Annotated in this window: 14 protein-coding genes and 4 pseudogenes; 3 read left to right on the top strand and 15 right to left on the bottom strand. The window is 36.6% G+C overall.

Features of this window, described 5'->3' with window-relative positions; genetic code table 11:
- Positions 1–89 precede the first annotated feature (89 nt).
- From FFM61_RS07840 to FFM61_RS07810, 6 genes and pseudogenes are all read right to left on the bottom strand, one after another.
- On the bottom strand, positions 90–662 hold the full coding sequence (locus tag FFM61_RS07840) for a Dps family protein (RefSeq protein WP_074428096.1): 573 nt from the start codon (positions 660–662) through the stop codon (positions 90–92).
- 498 nt (positions 663–1,160) lie between these two features.
- On the bottom strand, positions 1,161–1,544 hold the full coding sequence (locus FFM61_RS07835; RefSeq protein WP_072614527.1) for a restriction endonuclease: 384 nt from the start codon (positions 1,542–1,544) through the stop codon (positions 1,161–1,163).
- 83 nt (positions 1,545–1,627) lie between these two features.
- Positions 1,628–2,005: pseudogene (locus tag FFM61_RS07825) on the bottom strand (type I restriction endonuclease subunit R); the annotation flags it as partial.
- Positions 2,006–2,037: 32 nt separating this feature from the next.
- Positions 2,038–2,610 carry a DNA-binding protein gene (locus FFM61_RS07820; RefSeq protein ID WP_137604621.1) on the bottom strand — a complete coding sequence of 191 codons (573 nt, stop codon included), beginning with the start codon at positions 2,608–2,610 and terminating at the stop codon, positions 2,038–2,040.
- The gene (locus FFM61_RS07815; RefSeq protein ID WP_074428126.1) at positions 2,603–3,757 is read right to left on the bottom strand and encodes a RepB family plasmid replication initiator protein; all 1,155 of its coding nucleotides are present in this window, start codon (positions 3,755–3,757) and stop codon (positions 2,603–2,605) included. Before FFM61_RS07815 ends, FFM61_RS07820 begins: the two co-directional genes overlap by 8 nt.
- A gap of 523 nt (positions 3,758–4,280) precedes the next feature.
- A complete protein-coding gene (locus tag FFM61_RS07810) occupies positions 4,281–4,544 on the bottom strand; it encodes a hypothetical protein (RefSeq protein ID WP_240005998.1) in 264 nt (87 codons plus the stop codon).
- Here FFM61_RS07810 and FFM61_RS07805 point away from each other — a divergent pair.
- Positions 4,534–4,761 (top strand): annotated as a pseudogene (locus FFM61_RS07805) (IS3 family transposase); the annotation flags it as partial. The gene FFM61_RS07810 and the pseudogene FFM61_RS07805 overlap by 11 nt on opposite strands.
- A gap of 62 nt (positions 4,762–4,823) precedes the next feature.
- Here FFM61_RS07805 and FFM61_RS07800 read toward each other — a convergent pair.
- Both FFM61_RS07800 and FFM61_RS07790 read right to left on the bottom strand, forming a co-directional pair.
- Positions 4,824–7,091 (bottom strand): ATP-binding cassette domain-containing protein, encoded by a 2,268-nt coding sequence (locus FFM61_RS07800; protein ID WP_074428116.1) that lies wholly within the window; start codon positions 7,089–7,091, stop codon positions 4,824–4,826.
- Between the two features lie 427 nt (positions 7,092–7,518).
- Positions 7,519–8,109: a site-specific integrase gene (locus tag FFM61_RS07790; RefSeq protein WP_074428117.1), complete on the bottom strand. Its 591-nt coding sequence runs from the start codon at positions 8,107–8,109 to the stop codon at positions 7,519–7,521.
- A 507-nt stretch (positions 8,110–8,616) separates the two neighbouring features.
- Between FFM61_RS07790 and FFM61_RS07785 the strand changes: the two genes are divergently transcribed.
- Positions 8,617–9,084, top strand: coding sequence for a Dps family protein (locus FFM61_RS07785; RefSeq protein ID WP_003587210.1), 468 nt, complete (start codon positions 8,617–8,619; stop codon positions 9,082–9,084).
- 41 nt (positions 9,085–9,125) lie between these two features.
- Here the strand turns inward: FFM61_RS07785 and FFM61_RS07780 are convergent.
- From FFM61_RS07780 to FFM61_RS07755, 6 genes and pseudogenes are all read right to left on the bottom strand, one after another.
- Positions 9,126–9,215, bottom strand: a pseudogene (locus FFM61_RS07780) (IS30 family transposase); the annotation flags it as partial.
- A 213-nt stretch (positions 9,216–9,428) separates the two neighbouring features.
- A complete protein-coding gene (locus FFM61_RS07770; protein WP_137604620.1) occupies positions 9,429–9,956 on the bottom strand; it encodes a helix-turn-helix domain-containing protein in 528 nt (175 codons plus the stop codon).
- Positions 9,949–11,103 (bottom strand): annotated as a pseudogene (locus tag FFM61_RS07765) (RepB family plasmid replication initiator protein). The gene FFM61_RS07770 and the pseudogene FFM61_RS07765 overlap by 8 nt, the downstream one beginning before the upstream one ends.
- 1,723 nt (positions 11,104–12,826) lie before the next feature.
- Positions 12,827–13,408 (bottom strand): Mobilization protein MobB, encoded by a 582-nt coding sequence (locus FFM61_RS09160; protein ID WP_240005996.1) that lies wholly within the window; start codon positions 13,406–13,408, stop codon positions 12,827–12,829.
- Positions 13,409–13,458: 50 nt separating this feature from the next.
- Positions 13,459–14,136 carry a relaxase/mobilization nuclease domain-containing protein gene (locus FFM61_RS09155; protein WP_240005995.1) on the bottom strand — a complete coding sequence of 226 codons (678 nt, stop codon included), beginning with the start codon at positions 14,134–14,136 and terminating at the stop codon, positions 13,459–13,461.
- The gene (locus FFM61_RS07755; RefSeq protein WP_074428071.1) at positions 14,118–14,471 is read right to left on the bottom strand and encodes a MobC family plasmid mobilization relaxosome protein; all 354 of its coding nucleotides are present in this window, start codon (positions 14,469–14,471) and stop codon (positions 14,118–14,120) included. The genes FFM61_RS09155 and FFM61_RS07755 overlap by 19 nt, the downstream gene beginning before the upstream one ends.
- Positions 14,472–15,000: 529 nt before the next feature.
- Between FFM61_RS07755 and FFM61_RS09220 the strand changes: the two genes are divergently transcribed.
- Positions 15,001–15,108: a type I toxin-antitoxin system Fst family toxin gene (locus FFM61_RS09220; protein WP_137604619.1), complete on the top strand. Its 108-nt coding sequence runs from the start codon at positions 15,001–15,003 to the stop codon at positions 15,106–15,108.
- A gap of 200 nt (positions 15,109–15,308) precedes the next feature.
- Here FFM61_RS09220 and FFM61_RS07745 read toward each other — a convergent pair whose 3' ends face one another.
- The gene (locus FFM61_RS07745; RefSeq protein WP_074428072.1) at positions 15,309–15,656 is read right to left on the bottom strand and encodes a hypothetical protein; all 348 of its coding nucleotides are present in this window, start codon (positions 15,654–15,656) and stop codon (positions 15,309–15,311) included.
- Positions 15,657–15,986: the final 330 nt, after the last annotated feature.

Below are 15,986 nucleotides of genomic sequence, written 5' to 3'. Positions count from 1 at the left end.
AGAAAAGTCTTTTTAACGGCAAAAAATAGGAGCTGGAAAGAGTCCCAACCCCAAAATCTTTAATTTTTAAATGTATGTTTACGAAAAACCTAATCTTCATCCTCATCAAACGCATCGTCGTCTTCCAATGCCTCTTTGCCAATGAATGCTTGCAGCATCCAAATGTTTTTATCTAAGTCATTTTTAAAAGCAATCAGTGTATCTTCTAAAGCATCGTCACCCTCATCCTGTACTAAACGAATAGCACGAATCGTTAATTCACGGGTACTTCTGAAATCTTCGATAATATTTTCAACCATGTCTTCTGCTTTAGCGTATTTATTGATGGCATCTTCTGAAAGCATGGAATATTTTTCAAATTCAGCGGTGGTTGAAGCCGGTTTATGACCGGAAGTAATCAAGCGTTCTGCTAGTTTGTCGAACCATTCTTCGTTTTGATTATACAATTCTTCAAATTTTTCATGCAGGGTGAAGAAATTAGTACCATTTACATACCAGTGATATTGGTGCAATTTCACATGTAAAGTATGCATGTTCCCTAAAAGATGATCCGAAATGGCCGCTGCATTAATTTTTGTATGATGGACATGTTCCTTGTGTTCTTGTTCTTCTTGCAATCTTTCTTGGGGTGTTCTTTCTTGAGAAGCTTTATTTTCAGTCATGATCTATTCCTCCTATAATTTTGGTTTGTTTAAAATAGTTTCCTTTGATTCCTCCTTTTCCTTTACTGAATTTAGTATAGGATAGATTTCCGTTAAAAAAATTGACGCTCATCAAGAAAAGTATTTCTTAATAGACGCCAGGCTTCTCTATTAAATTCAACTGAAATAATCAAAGGAATGAGGTCGTTCCCTCCAAACAAAAATTTCATTAAAGTAGGGCCTAAAAAAAGAATAGCAACTATACTTTGTCAAGAGACCTGACTGCTATTTTTTTGCTTGTTATTCTTCAATTACCAAATGTCTTGCCTTGCAGTATTAATAAGATTGACCTAGACGAATAACTTTACTTTATTTATGTCATACCATAAATAAAAATTGAAAAGAATTTTTTTATTTATTTTTAGTATTTTGATATTGATTGAGAGTTTTACTTATTATGGTTTTTAAGTCATCCATAGCTTTTCTCCTTATAAATTACCCTGATGGAAATGGTGGGAATTAAAAGTCGTCTTTATTAATCTCATAAATTGGAAATTGATTGATGGTTTTTATACCAACCTTATATTTAATTATTAGTTTAGCCAATTGTTCACCGTCAATAGCTTTTATATGTAGACGTTTAGCGGATATTAAAGCATCTTGAGTGTAGGATGAAGTAGTTATAAAGACACCACTATTACTATTTCCTGCACTTCTTTCCTGAAGTGCTCCACTAAAACTTTGGATGGTTCTAGAACCTACAGAATTTGATTTAGCGTATCTTTTAACCTGGATGTATATATTTTGTAGCCCTAATGCATCTTGTTGGATAAATCCATCAATTCCACCGTCTCTAGTTGCTTGCGTAGTTATTGCCTGACCATCAGTTCCACAATACCCCATCACTTATTAATTATAGACCCTAAACAAACATCTTTTGTAAAAAGCCTTTTTTCTGTTCTTTCAACAAATCTAACTTACGTTGCTAAATCCGTAAACGTAATTTGGTTAACGACTTCATAACGTGAATGTCCACCAGCCACTTCATCACCATAGAAGATTTCAAGTTCTAGCTGCGTCCCATCATCACGATTCAACGGTACGGTCCCAACACCACCCGCACCCGCCAACATGAGTTGCGCATCATACGGCGTTTTATTCTTCGTTAGTTCCAACTTCACTTGTTCAAACTCATTATCAGATAACGGCGTATCTTCTAGTCGTTTACGATTGTTGGCATTCAGAATATCTCGCCAGTGATCATATAACCGATCAACCGTTACACCAGAATAATCTGTTAGATATTCCCAACCTTCACTCTTTAGCTTGTCAATTACAGCTTGTTCAAATTTATCTTCCGCCATTTAACTAGTCTTCTTTTCTTTTTTAGTTGTAACTATTTACCAAAACGCCACCACTTTTTAGGTTTAGGTTGTGACTTCGGAGTGCTATTTTCAGGTTCCGGTTGTTTGTCTGACGTCACTTCTTTTTCACCATCATCATGCGGTGCCATCGTTAAGGCTTTCAAGTCCTTAATTTCTGCCTTGTATTCTTCGAGCAGTTGTTTGTCCTGTAAGGCCAATCTTTGTTGTTGGTCTAATAAATTTTGCATTTGTGATATTTGTGAATCTTTATTTTCTATTTGCTTATCTTTAACAACTAATTGTTGTTCTAATATTTTAAATACATAGCTATTATCCGTTGTTTGCTTATTATCACTGGTAACATTAGCATTACCACCGTTACCACCAACGTTGCTATCTACATTTTCACTGCCGTTACTACTAGAAAAATGCTGTTTTAAAAGCCTATACCCACCAACCGTTACTACTAAGGTTTCTACTCCGTTACTATATACAGTTTTTACGTAGTTTGCTCTAAATTCATCGGTTAATCTTTTCCTAACTGCTTGCTTAGATACCTTAAATTCATCAGCAAGTTCTCGAATCGTTTTTAAATTTTCATTCATGGTCTATATCCTGCCTTTTAACGATTGGTAGATACTGTTCAATCGATTTTTTAAGATACTTAGCAATATTCTTTTTCGAATAGTCATCTTGTTTATCTCTGATATATGCTAAGTGTTCTTTCACTCCCTTTAAACCACGTAACTCTTTTAATTCGTCATAGAGTGGATAAACATTTTTCTGTAGCCCTGACAAAATAGCCGTATCCGTCAAATCAATATATGACAATAAGAAATGTTCCATCAGCAATTTTGTATATGGACTTTTCATAGCTTCATATACGAGGTCTTTTTCACTTTCTTCTTGCCTTATCTTACCGTCAATATAAGTTGGATCATCTAACTTGTAACTAATATCATCTGCCACCTGCTTTTTAGTGATATGGAAGACGATACTATCAATGCTGCGTCCTTTTTTAACTTTCTCGTGCGTCACGTTAAAAATTGTATGAGCATTGATTTCTTTTAAAGAGTTTTTCAAGATATAGCTCTCAAACCTATCAAACCTCTGATACTCATTAACAGTATCAGTCATTTCTCGCAACTCTCGAATACCGATTTTGGGATTACGATAGCTTTCTACTTGTTCTTCTCGTCGTCCACCTTTAACGCTGTAGTGATCATATTGGTTGTAATTCATTGATAACCAGCGATACAAAATAATCGCATACTTACTATTCAATTCTGCAATATCTGACAAGGCATGTTGGGTGAAATGGGTTTTGAGATTGATTAAGTAAGGCATGATTTCACGATGAAATTCAATTTTTACTTCGTCACTATAATCGGTCCATTCCACATAAGGGATTGGCACAATACTAACAAACTTAAACCCTTTATCTTGTTCTTTTTTAATCTGAAAAAAAGCTTGTTTCTGCATTTTTTCAATCGCTTGTTTAAAGCGACTGTTCTTATCATTATCATTGACTTTAAAAAAAGCAAACATTTCTTGCTTTGATAAATACACTGTTTGATCTTGAGGTGGATTGTCGGTATCAATTAAAGACACCGCTAGTTCAAACATTTTGAGGGGTGTTTTATCCATCTTGGCAATGGATGTGATTAAACTATTATGTTCGACGACTTTTCGTTTTGATAACTCATTCAAGGTGTGTACCTGCCTTGTCTTTGATTCTGGTATAATTGACATATAAATACGCTCCTTTGGGCGTGTTGTTGGATAAGCATAAAGAAAAACTTTTAGACGGGAATTTCTTTATGCTTTTATTGTATCACCATGTACCACAATTTATTTTTATCTTTGTGGGGTATACACAGTTTTTTTGTGGGGTATACACAGTTTTTTTGTGGGGTATACACAGTTTTTTTGTGGGGTATACACAGTTTTTTTGTGGGGTATTATCCTGTTAAACCTTGATAATACTGACTTTATAACTGCGCAAAAGAACAAAAGATTAAAATATAAAAGATAAACTTATAATAGGCTTCGCCTTTTTATTCAATCAATAAAAAACAACACAAAAAGAACACTGGTGCACATAAAATTTGTACGTGGTGCTCTTTTTGTGTTGAATCATTTTAAATGCCGACTACCTAGTTATATAACATAATTGCCACTTATTAAGTCAATAGAGACGTTTTAATCTGTTTAATTACTAATTATACGTTTCGTGTATAAAAACGCTTAGACGGGGGAATAAGCTGTTTTAACGTTATATACTTGGTCCCTTAAAAACAGTACGCGTTAATTCGATAATCTGATTGATTAATGCTTTAACTTGTTCAATGCCCCAATCTAACCTAGTCGGCGCTATTTTGGTGTCTGGATCTGCTCTAGCTGTCGTCAGTGTTTTTAACCATGACTGGGCTACTTTTTTATTTTTTGTGAGTTCTTCATGATCCATCTTATAAAGAACATACCGGGCCTCCACATAAGTATGTGATAGCTTGTCGACACCATAATCATTTTTAAGCATGTCTCGTAAGGGAAACTGTCTTGATAATGCGCCAATTGAAAGCTTCTTTCATCTTCTTAAAACAGAATGTCTTAATGGATTTCCACAGTGTAAAGATATTGGAGAATTCAAGGAAATCACAAAGAATTACGTCGCTTGGTTTAACAATCGACGAATATCACAGAAAACAAAAGGCATGACTCCCTGCGAATACAGGGAACATGCCTTAGCAGTTTAAAAATATTCAATTTTGTCTAACTTTTGTGTTGCACTTTAAATGAGGTGATCTTTTTGAATCTTTTAAGAAATTATAGCTGCTAATGCAGCACCAGTCCGAGAGTTTTTATCGTTTAGGCTATCTTTTGGATGACCTTCAAAACAAACTTGACCGCCGAATTTACCAGCATCGGGTCCCATATCGATTAACCAATCGGCTCGTGAAATTAATTTCAGATTATGTTCAATCAGAATTAATGTATTGCCCTTATCAACCAATCCTTCAAATAAATCGATCAATTGTTGAGTATCCTGTAAGTGCAATCCGGTTGTTGGTTCATCTAAGAAATAGATTCGGCCGGTATGATTCAATTCCATTGCTAACTTAACACGTTGCACTTCACCACCAGATAAAGTGGTCATCGACTGGCTAAGATTTAAATAACCAAGTCCAACTTGGTGGAGTAGACTAACCTTTTTGTAGATATCTGGCACATCTTTGAAAAACTCTAAAGTGTCGTTGATAGAAAGATTTAGAACCTCAGAAATATCTTTGCCATGATAAGTGTATTGTAGTGCTTCTTGGCTATAACGTTTCCCATGACACAACTCACATTCTTGAACGATTGGATCCATGAATGCCATCTCGGTGATCATCACACCTTTACCTTTGCAACGGGGACAAGCACCCTTACCGTTATAACTAAATAGTTGTGTTGAAACGCCATTGTTGGCTTTACTGAAAAGCTTTCGTAGAGGATTTAAAATGTTCAAGTAAGTTGCAGGTGTAGAACGAATATTCAAACCTACAGAATCCTGACTCAAATCAATATAGTCTTGATCAGAAACTTGTTGTTTGAAAGCTTGGACTAAAGTACTTTTTCCAGAACCTGCTGGTCCAGATATCACGGTCATTACACCTTGAGGGATTCTGGTAGATACGTCTTTTAAATTATGAGAAGTTACATGATTAACATTTAGCCAAGATTGAGGTTCACGAGGCTTTGGGAAAGTGATTTTTTCTCGTAACATTTTACCCGTAATCGTATCTGACCGTAATAGTTCGTCGTAGGTACCAGTGAAAGTTACTTGACCACCATTTTTGCCGGCTTGTGGTCCCATTTCCACGACATAATCTGCTGTCGAAATAATGGCAGGGTTGTGATCAACTAGGATAATGGTATTGCCATGTTCCTTGAGCTTTTTTAAGGATTGGGTAATTAATTTAATATCGTGAGGATGGAGTCCTACACTTGGTTCATCGAGCACGTAAACTAAATCGGATAGGGAACTCGTCAAATATTTGGCAATTTTAATTCGTTGAGCTTCTCCACCAGATAGAGTATCAGTTCCACGGCCAAGGGAAAGATAACCTAAACCGATGTCGACCAAAGCTTGAACTTTACTATGTAGTTCACGCACCATTGTTTTAGCCTTGGGGTCCGAGATATTATCCAAAAATTTTAGGACACTTACTAAATCCATATCGCTGACTTCTGCAATATTTTTGCCAGCAATTTTACCAGTTAGAGCCTTTTTGTTCAGACGTGTTCCATGACATACTGGGCAAGGTTTTCGAGTGACAATCTTTGATAAGGCAGCTTCATGATGACGACCTGAGGCACTATGAATAACAGAGCGAAGCATACGTGGAACTAGTCCTTCATATAATGCCGTACGGCCCCAATTTGCCGGTGGATTTTTTAATTTTTGTTGCGGAGCGTGCATGAATAAATCATATTCTTCATCGGTGTAGTCTTTAATTTTTTTGTCTAAATCAAATAATCCACTGTTGCCATATTCCTTCCAACGCCAAGTTCCCGGTTGAAAACCGGCAAAAGTCATTGCACCTTCATTGAGTGATTTATTAGGATCAATTAATTGACGTTCATCTATGTCGTCAACAAAGCCTAATCCCTGACATTTTGGACACATTCCCTGAGGTAGGTTAAAGGAAAACCATTCAGAATACCCAACCCAAGGCTGTCCAATTCGAGAAAACATCAAACGTAAGACGGAATAGATGCCGGTGTAGGTTGCCAGAGTAGATCGAGAATTACGACCAATAGGCTTCTGTTCAACCACAATTGCCACTGGTAAGTTGTCGATTCGGTTCACTTCAGGTTGACCGTATTTAGGCAAATATTGTTGGGTGAAACTAGGAAAAGTTTCATTCAATTCACGTCGGGAAACAGCGGCTAATGTATCAAAAACTAAAGAGGATTTACCAGACCCAGAAAGACCAGCAAATACAGTCGTTTTATGCTTAGGAATATCTAAACTGACATCCTTTAAGTTATTTTCTTGAGCTCCATGGATAGAAATAGTCCTATCTGCAAATAAATCAGTCATAAAAACCTCCAACAGTAAATTTATAATTCCATTATATATAGAAATCTCGTTTATATATAGAAATCTCGTTTAACAAAAATAATCGGGTCTAGAATTTTTGGTGTTGGAAAGTATTTCCATTCCAAAAGTACTAGGCCCTAATTTATGCTCTTATACTAAAAAAATGGACTATTTTTAGTATAAGAGCAGTTGGGATTGATTTGAGATTTTTGACCCAGCCCGTAACCGTTTGTACAGCCAAATGATATTCATTGGCCAGCGAATTAGCAGTACGACCCTCGTTGTACAAGGCACAATTGATGATTTAAATTCAGTTGAGTATCTCTTAGCTTTCATAATAAAAAAACCTATACTTGATTATCTCGGATTATGCCCTAGAAATAAAGCAATCCGGATTTTCAGTATACGAGCAAAATTTTTTTATAGGTTAACCAAAATCAATTTGATCTAACATCGTTTCGCGACTAGCTTGGTCTAATCCAAGATAAGTCAGTGTCATGGCTTCACTTGAGTGATTCAATAAATGCATGACTAAGCCAATGTTGTAGTTTGATTGTGTATAGACGCGATAAGCACCTGTTTTATGCATGGTATGTGTGCCTAGATAGTTGATACCTAATAGATCACCAACACGTGACATGACCTTATAAAACTGCTTCTCAGTGATATACCGGTCTGGATGGGCTGTCGAGGGAAATAACCACTCAGAATTGATGTTTTCTTGTACCAGCCAATCATGATATTGCAACAAGTCTTGTTGGACAGGCTTTAGATATAACGTGTTTGCTTTACCGGTCTTTTTATCATGAATAAAGGCTGTATTTTTGACAGAGCCGTCTGGATTATAGACATCTGATTTTTTTAATGTCATGACATCACTCACACGTAGTAGCGTGGCCTTACCAACTTGAAAAACGGTGTAATTTCGGCGACCAGCACGGAAACTATCGAGAAGTGTATCTTGTACCATCTTTAAGACGTTGGAGTCTTTGATGGGTAGGACAATTTGTTGCGCCATGATTTATATATACCTTTCTGAAATTAAATAATTAAATAAATAATTAATTAAATTGTTTATTTATTGATGACCAGGACCGTATTTCTAAACTTCTTTTATGGTTTATTATATCACTTAACAAAAAAACAGCCCCCATTATCTAATCACTAGATAATGAGAGTTATTTTAATAGTATTTTTGAGGGGTTATTTTAGTTAGACCCTATATATTCATAGCCCCTTTCTGTTTGGTGTTAAAGTATTAGTCATCGATGTCATGCACTATCTTGTTTAGCTCCGTTTTGATGGAACTGGGAATATTTTCTAAATTGAAATGATTATATATTTCTTTATCCTTAAGCATCTTTTTTTGTGCCTTATTTAATTTTACAATCTACCATATAACGTCTCCATCTTTTCAAAACGACTTAATTCTACGGGCTATAAATAACTTAATTTGCCAGTGTATAACGTTTCAGATTAAGCTACCACTATGTTATAATAACCATATCGAAAGGAGATCAATCTAATGAAATATACGAAAACCAAAGCAGTATTAAATCAACTCGTTGCCGATTTGAGCCAGATGTCAATGATTATCCATCAGACGCATTGGTACATGCGTGGACCCAACTTTTTGAAGTTGCACCCCTTGATGGATGAGTTCATGGAAGAAATTGACAGCCAACTCGATGTCATTTCTGAACGGCTGATTGCGCTTGATGGCAGTCCTTACTCGACTTTAAAAGAAATGGCCGAAAACACTAAGATTCAAGACTGGCCTGGTGAATGGGACAAAACAACCCCAGAACGCCTCGCACACTTAGTTGATGGCTATCGTTACTTGGAAGACCTTTACCAACACGGCATTGAAGTATCCGATGTTGAAAAAGACTTCAGTACCCAAGATATTTTCATTGGTCTCAAAACCGCAATTGAGAAGAAAATCTGGATGATTCAGGCAGAGCTTGGGTCGGCGCCGGAAATTGATGAATAAAATAATATTAAAAAATCGGTAGGCTTATGGTAGATTGTAAAATTAATCCGAACGTCCATTTGGATATTGGACAACCCTAGTTCACAAAAGGTTTCGATTTTAATTCGTTCGGAATAGGTTATACTAGACAAAAGATCAGCTCCTAAAAGATGGGTTTGTGGTAAACACCATTTTAAAGGAAGCTGATCTTTTTTGTCCGAACAGCGTTCGGATTAATTTTACAATCTACCCACCAGAATAATCTGTGGGACAGTCCCAGCCTTCACCCTTTAGCTTGGCAGCTACAGCTTGTTCAAATTTATCTTCCGCTATTTAACTAGTCTTCTTTTCTTTTTTAGTTGTAACTATTTACCAAAACGCCACCACTTTTTAGGTTTAGGTTGTGACTCCGGGGTGCTATTTTCAGGTTCCGATTGTTTGTCTGACGTCACTTCTTTTTCACCATCATCATGCGGTGCCATCGTTAAGGCTTTCAAGTCCTTAATTTCTGCCTTGTATTCTTCGAGCAGTTGTTTGTCCTGTAAGGCCAATCTTTGTTGCTGGTCTAGTAATTTATGTAACTCTTTCTTTTCAGATTGAATTTCTGATACTAAATTGCGAAGGAATTTCACTTCATCTTGATCATAAACAGCATCTTTTTCGTTGTCGTCAATATCATCTTTATGTTGATGTTCTTTGGTTGATGAACCATTTTTAAACATTGATTTAATAGTCTTTTGGCCGTCAACATTAACGTAAACGGTATTACCTTTTGTTGATGTAAATTGACGTAAATCGATTGACGTATCTCTTTTTATCTTTTGCCATATGACCTGCTTTGAAACGCCCAATTCATCAGCAAGTTCTCGAATCGTTTTTAAATTTTCACTCATGATCTATATCCTGCCTTTTAACGATTGGTAGATACTGTTCAATCGATTTTTTAAGATACTTAGCAATATTGTTTTTCGAATAGTCATCTTGTTTATCTCGAATATATGCTAAGTGTTCTTTTACACCATTTAATCCACGTAACTCTTTTAATTCGTCATAAAGTGGATAAACATTTTTCTGTAGCCCTGACAAAATAGCCGTATCCGTCAAATCAATGTATGACAACAAGAAATGTTCCATCAACAATTTTGTATATGGACTCTTCATAGCTTCATATACAAGATCTTTTTCACTTTCTTCTTGTCTTATCTTACCGTCAATATAAACGGGATCATCTAATTTGTAACTAATATCATCTGCGACTTGGTTTTTAGTGATATGAAAGACAATACTTTCAATGCTGCGTCCTTTTTTAACTTTTTCATATATAACATTAAAGCTGGTATGATTTGTGATTTCTGCTAAAGGTTCTTTCAATACCCTAGTTTCAAAGTTTGCAAATTTTTTATATTCATTAGCAGTATCAGTCATTTCTCGTAACTCACGCATCCTTATTGTGGGGTTACGATAACCTTCAACTTGTGCCTCTCGGCGTCCACCTTTAACATGATAATGCTCATACTGATTGTAATTCATTGATAACCACCGATACAAAATAATAGCGTATTTGCTATTTAATTCTGCAAGTTCTGACAAAGCATGTTGCGTAAAATTAGTTTTCAGATTAATTAAATATGGCATAATTCGGTCACTAAACTCGATAGTGACTTCATCATGATAATCCGCCCATTTAACATAAGGAATCGGTACAATACTCTCAAAATCAAAACCTTTGTCTTGTTCTTTTTTAATCTGAAAAAAGGCTTGCTTTTGCATTTTTTCAACGGCTTCTTTAAATCAACTATGTTTGTTGCTGTCATCAACTTTAAAAAATGCAAACAGCTCCCGTTTCGATAAATACACTGTCTGATCTTTGGGTGGATTATCCGTATCAATTAAAGACACGGCTAGCTCAAACATTTTGAGTGGTGGCTTATCCATTTTGGCAATGGACGTGATTAAACTATTATGTTCAACCACTTTACGTTTCGCCAAATCAGGCGCCGTATGTTCTTTCCTTGAATTCAATTTTGGTATAATAGCCATATAAATACGCTCCTTTGTGCGTGTTATTAGGAAGCATAAAGAAAAACTTCTAGCCAGGATTTTCTTTATGCTTTTATTGTACATTGAAGTAGCTACATTTAAAATTCGCTTGTAGACCTATACATAGTTTTTTGTAGACCTTTTAGTTGTAAAACCCTTGCCATTACTGGATTTATAACCACGCAAAAGAACAAAAGATTAAAATATATAAGATGAACTTATAATAGGCTGTGCCTTCTTCATCTTTAAAAAATTTTTTCAAAAGAATTTGTTCATATCACTATGATTGACAAACAATCTCAGCACATTTTATCGGAGGATCTTCATTGAAGATCCAGTGAACACATGCATGGATGTTTAAAATTGCCTATTACATCGTTATAGGTAGTTTTAAATATATATTGATATAAGCAAAAATTTAAAGTTGCTTACAATGTACATTATAGCTATTAAAAGCATTTACCGACTGGTACGACTAACTTAATATAAACATACTTAATGGTTAGAATAATAATCCAAAAATTAACCAAGGGGCAATAACTAAAATAAAAAAATTAACATATTTGACTACGCCAATAAAATATACATACAAGAAAAATAAGTAATATGAAAAATACAAGTAGAAAAGAGTTAGTCAGTTACCGTTTCACCCATATGACTCTCTATTCGCTATGTGTTGTATATAGCATTTAATGAGGTATCTTTTAAGAAATTTTTGCCACGCACTGCAAATAATTAAACACAACTTAGATGACTTTCTATGATTTTTTAATTATGTAGATATGAATTACTTGTTTCATGAAAGGGTTTGCTGTGGTAAACTGAAAACATCAATTAAATACAAATGCAAAAAAAAGCCCCAAGAATTGGTGTTCTTGGAGATTGCTTTTTATAAGAAGTACCTTGTCGGGATTGGCGTCCCACTTGGTATGACTTGATGTGCACAACCACATCAAGATTTACTTTTAAGTATAACATATCTGGTAGCGGTGTAAAGTTTTTAGACAAGATATGGTTAGAAAAAAAGACAGGAAAATTCCTGGCAAAGACGATAATAACGGACTTTGTGGATCTTGATGAGAGAACCACAAAGCCTTTTTCTTTTGCCGGGGAGTAGTGTTAACCGATATCAAACAAGCGTATAACTCACGCAGCTAAAAAGAAGCCTAGGTGGACTCTAGGACGTTAAGTGAAGGTCCTTGCTGTGCGCTCCACGGACAGTGTAAACAAAGAAATGGAGAGGAAATGCTAATTAGTCCACGTTTGGATAGCTAATTAGGATTCGGTCACGGGTTGCGCCGTGATGAAGACATAAAGCCTGCGGAGAAGCTGGTTCAGTAATGAATCGAAGTCGGTAGTCCCCGGATTGTGTAAAGGGTTAAACAGTTACCTATATGAAAAAACGTCTCTAAACCATCATTAGAGACGTTTTTTAGTTGTTAATATCTTCATGTGTTAACAATATATAAACAACGTCAAAACACAACCGAATGGGTTGTAAGGGATAGCTTGCACGTAATCTACTGTGACGAAAGTCAGTCGTTATGAGATGCACATAATGAAGCTCACCAATTGCCCCAATTAGGGGATTGTTGGTGAAATGTCGAGAGAGAGCTTTGCGAGCTGGTTATAACGATAGGATTTCAATTGGTCGTTTTGTTGTGAGGCATTGAGAGAGTTATGTGTTGTTAAAAAACAGGGCGGTATACATAAAAAATATTAGTTAGGCAAAAAAATATGTTAGAAGCCAAAATATGAACCCTGAGAGTAATCCTGTTGGTATAACAGCATACAAATAATTTTTTATTTCAAACCAGCTCATTTTTTTATGAGTTTGATTAATTTCAGTAGATAACCGACTAGCGACTTGGTCCATAGTCCCTTGAACGGTCTGGCTTAGGCTGTCGCTTAGGGTTTTCAACGTATTGTTGTTGTCCTGTTGGACGCTGTTTATCTTTTGCAGTTCGGCTATTGTCCTTTGATTGACGGTCTTTGTCTGCTCGTTGAAGTGGTTTTGCGCGTCTTTTAGCGTCGCGACTAATTGTTCTTTGTTGGTCTCGTTGTTGCTGTTTAAATCGTTCAATGTCTTCTGAAAGGCTTGATTGACGCGCTGACTGGCTTGTTTGATTTGTGTCAGTTGTTCGGTCAATTCGATTTGTTGTTTGCTTTGTAGTTGAATTTGCGTGCCCTGATAGTTCCTGATTTCTTTCATGGTCTGATTGAGTGCTATCAGGTCGGTTTGTATCTGGTTTTCGGGTCTCTGATTGGGTGTCTCTTTGGTCTCTGGTACGTCTTTCCAACTCATTGTAAATTGCCTCCTTTTGGTAAGCTGTGCCGAGTTTGTTACCACGTGCTTTATAATTCGTGCCTGTGAGCTGATAGGTAAGGCCTTTTCCTCGTTCCCATACATCTTATCGCCTTTTGCTTTAAATCGTCTCTAAACGTCTGAAAATCGCGAATAAGGGGATTAGACATGGTGCTGTCAACGGCTTGTCTGATTTGGTCCTTCCATGTGGGTTGCCCACGATCATGCATTTTAATTTCTGCCATAGAACGTTTTTCATAGCGTTCAGGGTCAACTTTCGTAACTTCAAGCCCATGTTTTTGTACGATTTCATCGGTATTATGGACTAATTTTTCGCGGTATTCTTGCCAGTTACCGTGCATTTTTTTCCCTGTTTCTAAGTCGATTGCCCCAATGACGGCATGAATGTGTAAAGCGTCCGTGTCGGCATGTTCGTATAAAGCGACTTGCTGATTAGGGTAGGTTTTTTGATACACTTCTTTGGCAATATCGAGCGCTTTTTGTTGGTCATATTCGTTTGTCGGGTCAAATTCTTTGGGACTAAACGAGATACGGCTAGCATACGCCTGCGTCTTGCCTTGATTGCCATACACTTCACGGACTTGTTTGAATTGACTTTTTGCGTAGTCAACATCAAGGTTTAGTCCGTCTTTTAAGACCGCTCGTTTTTTGGCGTAATTGACAAGGCGTGACGCGCTGGCAGACCGTTTTATGTGAGTTGTTGCCATATGTGTGCCACCTCACTTTGCAGTTCCTGCAATGCTTGGGCAGGAACATTGCCCCCTTGATTGGCGTGTTTGGCTAATTGATTGAGATTACCCCCAATTTTTGCTAATTGACGGGTTAATGCTTGGGCTTCTTCTGCGCCAATCAAGGGGGCAACGATCCGTGCCCCTTGTGCCTTCTTTTTGACAAAAGCAGGCACGGACATATTTAAAGCTTTCGCAGTCAGCGAAAGCTTTAAATAGTCCTGCTCGCTCACTCTAAAATTGATTTGCCGACTGTCTTTCCGATTGGGTTGTTTATCGGATAGATAGCTAGCCATATTGTGTTGTTCGCTCACAAACCCCACCCCCTTTGTTTTGCCTTTCAGGCAAGTGAATTGATTGATTAAGCTCGTGAAACCCTAATGGTTTATACTCACATAATAAATCAATTCACGTGGTTTGGAAATCAATTCACGGGGTTTGGCAAGCAACCCACATGATAGCCACTTACGTGTCTAATGTGGTGCTTGCAAAGGGGACGCTAGCGCTCGCCCCTTGAACCCCTAGCTACGCTACTTCATGGCGAAATTTCTAGCTGTATGCTAGCCACTTTTTGCCAATCTTACGCGTATGCCATTTGCTGATTTATTCCGCAAATGGCGCCTACCCGACAGGGGGCTGTCTGCCAAATTATTTTGCATAATAAGCATGATTTCATCAAGACAATTTTTGTACTTGACGCATACTTTCAGTAGGAGCATTTCATGCAGAGTTCTACCCGAACAGGGCAAGCTAAACTAGCTTGCCCGCCATCATTGTCTGTCAGCAAAAGTACAACTCTGCTATACTAATAAACGGCAACTTGCCCTGAAAGGGGGTGTTGTAATGCTTTTTCAAATCTTTTTGTTGATTGTCACGCCTATCATTGTAGGCATAGTGAATTCACTATTTTCTTATTGGTTAAAGAAGAATAACAAAGACGACAACCGTTAGCAAGTCACTCTTTTAACCGCACATGTTTGTAATCGCAGCAAACATAAAAAAAGCCCAACCTATTCGCAGTAGGCTGGGCTTTTGTGCTGTAATGCACTCAAATCTTTTTGTTTCGCAAGCTCATTGTAGCATATTCTTTTAAAATGGTGCAATTAAGGTAGATTAATTGCACCTAGTAATCATTGAAACGGAGACTAAATTTAAGCATTCCAATTATCAGGACGTAAGAGGTAAACTCTTTCTTTGTCTTGTCGAATTAAATTATAGTTAGCTAATTTTTTGTAAAATGGTGTAACTGGCTCATTTAATGAATCTTCTATTTCATCATTGTTTGGAATAATATAACTAACATCATTTTCATCGACCAGTTCTTTATTGTTTATAAAATTTTCAAGTAATTGATTTAGTAAAACTGAATACAATATTATACTGCCACTGCCATGATTACCTTTTACGTTTGGGAGTAACCATCTTGGTACTAACATGTTTTCTGGCGTTCTTTCTTTAAGCATTTCATATAAATCGTCTGTATTGTAATAATTTAACATTCAATTTCCTCCACATATAACTTCAAAACGGTGTAACTAAGGTTGGTTGGTCAAAACTATTTTATTAGATAGTAAAATACTGCTCACTAATCACATCACGTTGCCGTTTGTCTAAAACGTAAATAAATAAAGTGTCGTATAGCTTACGTTTATCAGGGTCAGGGTTATGTGAAGAGTATTCCCAAAGTTCCTGTAAGTCAACCATTGGCGGTTCAAAAAATATTCGCGTCCTAAATTGACCTCACCTATTCCCTGGTGTAAATCGCTAGTAACTAAGGGATCTTCGGCAGCCACTACTTTGTTAATTTGCTTTTCCATTGTCAACATTGA

The organism is Weissella hellenica, assembly GCF_005405545.1.
Lineage (GTDB): Bacteria > Bacillota > Bacilli > Lactobacillales > Lactobacillaceae > Weissella > Weissella hellenica.
This window is presented reverse-complemented; position numbering and strand designations above follow the sequence as displayed.

Excerpts from the sequence above, each read along its gene's own strand:
- FFM61_RS07840 (WP_074428096.1), bottom strand. The coding sequence starts at position 662 with ATGACTGAAAATAAAGCTTCTCAAGAAAGAACACCCCAAGAAAGATTG.
- FFM61_RS07835 (WP_072614527.1), bottom strand. The coding sequence starts at position 1,544 with ATGGGGTATTGTGGAACTGATGGTCAGGCAATAACTACGCAAGCAACT.
- FFM61_RS07820 (WP_137604621.1), bottom strand. The coding sequence starts at position 2,610 with ATGAATGAAAATTTAAAAACGATTCGAGAACTTGCTGATGAATTTAAG.
- FFM61_RS07815 (WP_074428126.1), bottom strand. The coding sequence starts at position 3,757 with ATGTCAATTATACCAGAATCAAAGACAAGGCAGGTACACACCTTGAAT.
- FFM61_RS07810 (WP_240005998.1), bottom strand. The coding sequence starts at position 4,544 with ATGCTTAAAAATGATTATGGTGTCGACAAGCTATCACATACTTATGTG.
- FFM61_RS07800 (WP_074428116.1), bottom strand. The coding sequence starts at position 7,091 with ATGACTGATTTATTTGCAGATAGGACTATTTCTATCCATGGAGCTCAA.
- FFM61_RS07790 (WP_074428117.1), bottom strand. The coding sequence starts at position 8,109 with ATGGCGCAACAAATTGTCCTACCCATCAAAGACTCCAACGTCTTAAAG.
- FFM61_RS07785 (WP_003587210.1), top strand. The coding sequence starts at position 8,617 with ATGAAATATACGAAAACCAAAGCAGTATTAAATCAACTCGTTGCCGAT.
- FFM61_RS07770 (WP_137604620.1), bottom strand. The coding sequence starts at position 9,956 with ATGAGTGAAAATTTAAAAACGATTCGAGAACTTGCTGATGAATTGGGC.
- FFM61_RS09160 (WP_240005996.1), bottom strand. The coding sequence starts at position 13,408 with ATGAGTTGGAAAGACGTACCAGAGACCAAAGAGACACCCAATCAGAGA.
- FFM61_RS09155 (WP_240005995.1), bottom strand. The coding sequence starts at position 14,136 with ATGGCAACAACTCACATAAAACGGTCTGCCAGCGCGTCACGCCTTGTC.
- FFM61_RS09220 (WP_137604619.1), top strand. The coding sequence starts at position 15,001 with ATGCTTTTTCAAATCTTTTTGTTGATTGTCACGCCTATCATTGTAGGC.
- FFM61_RS07745 (WP_074428072.1), bottom strand. The coding sequence starts at position 15,656 with ATGTTAAATTATTACAATACAGACGATTTATATGAAATGCTTAAAGAA.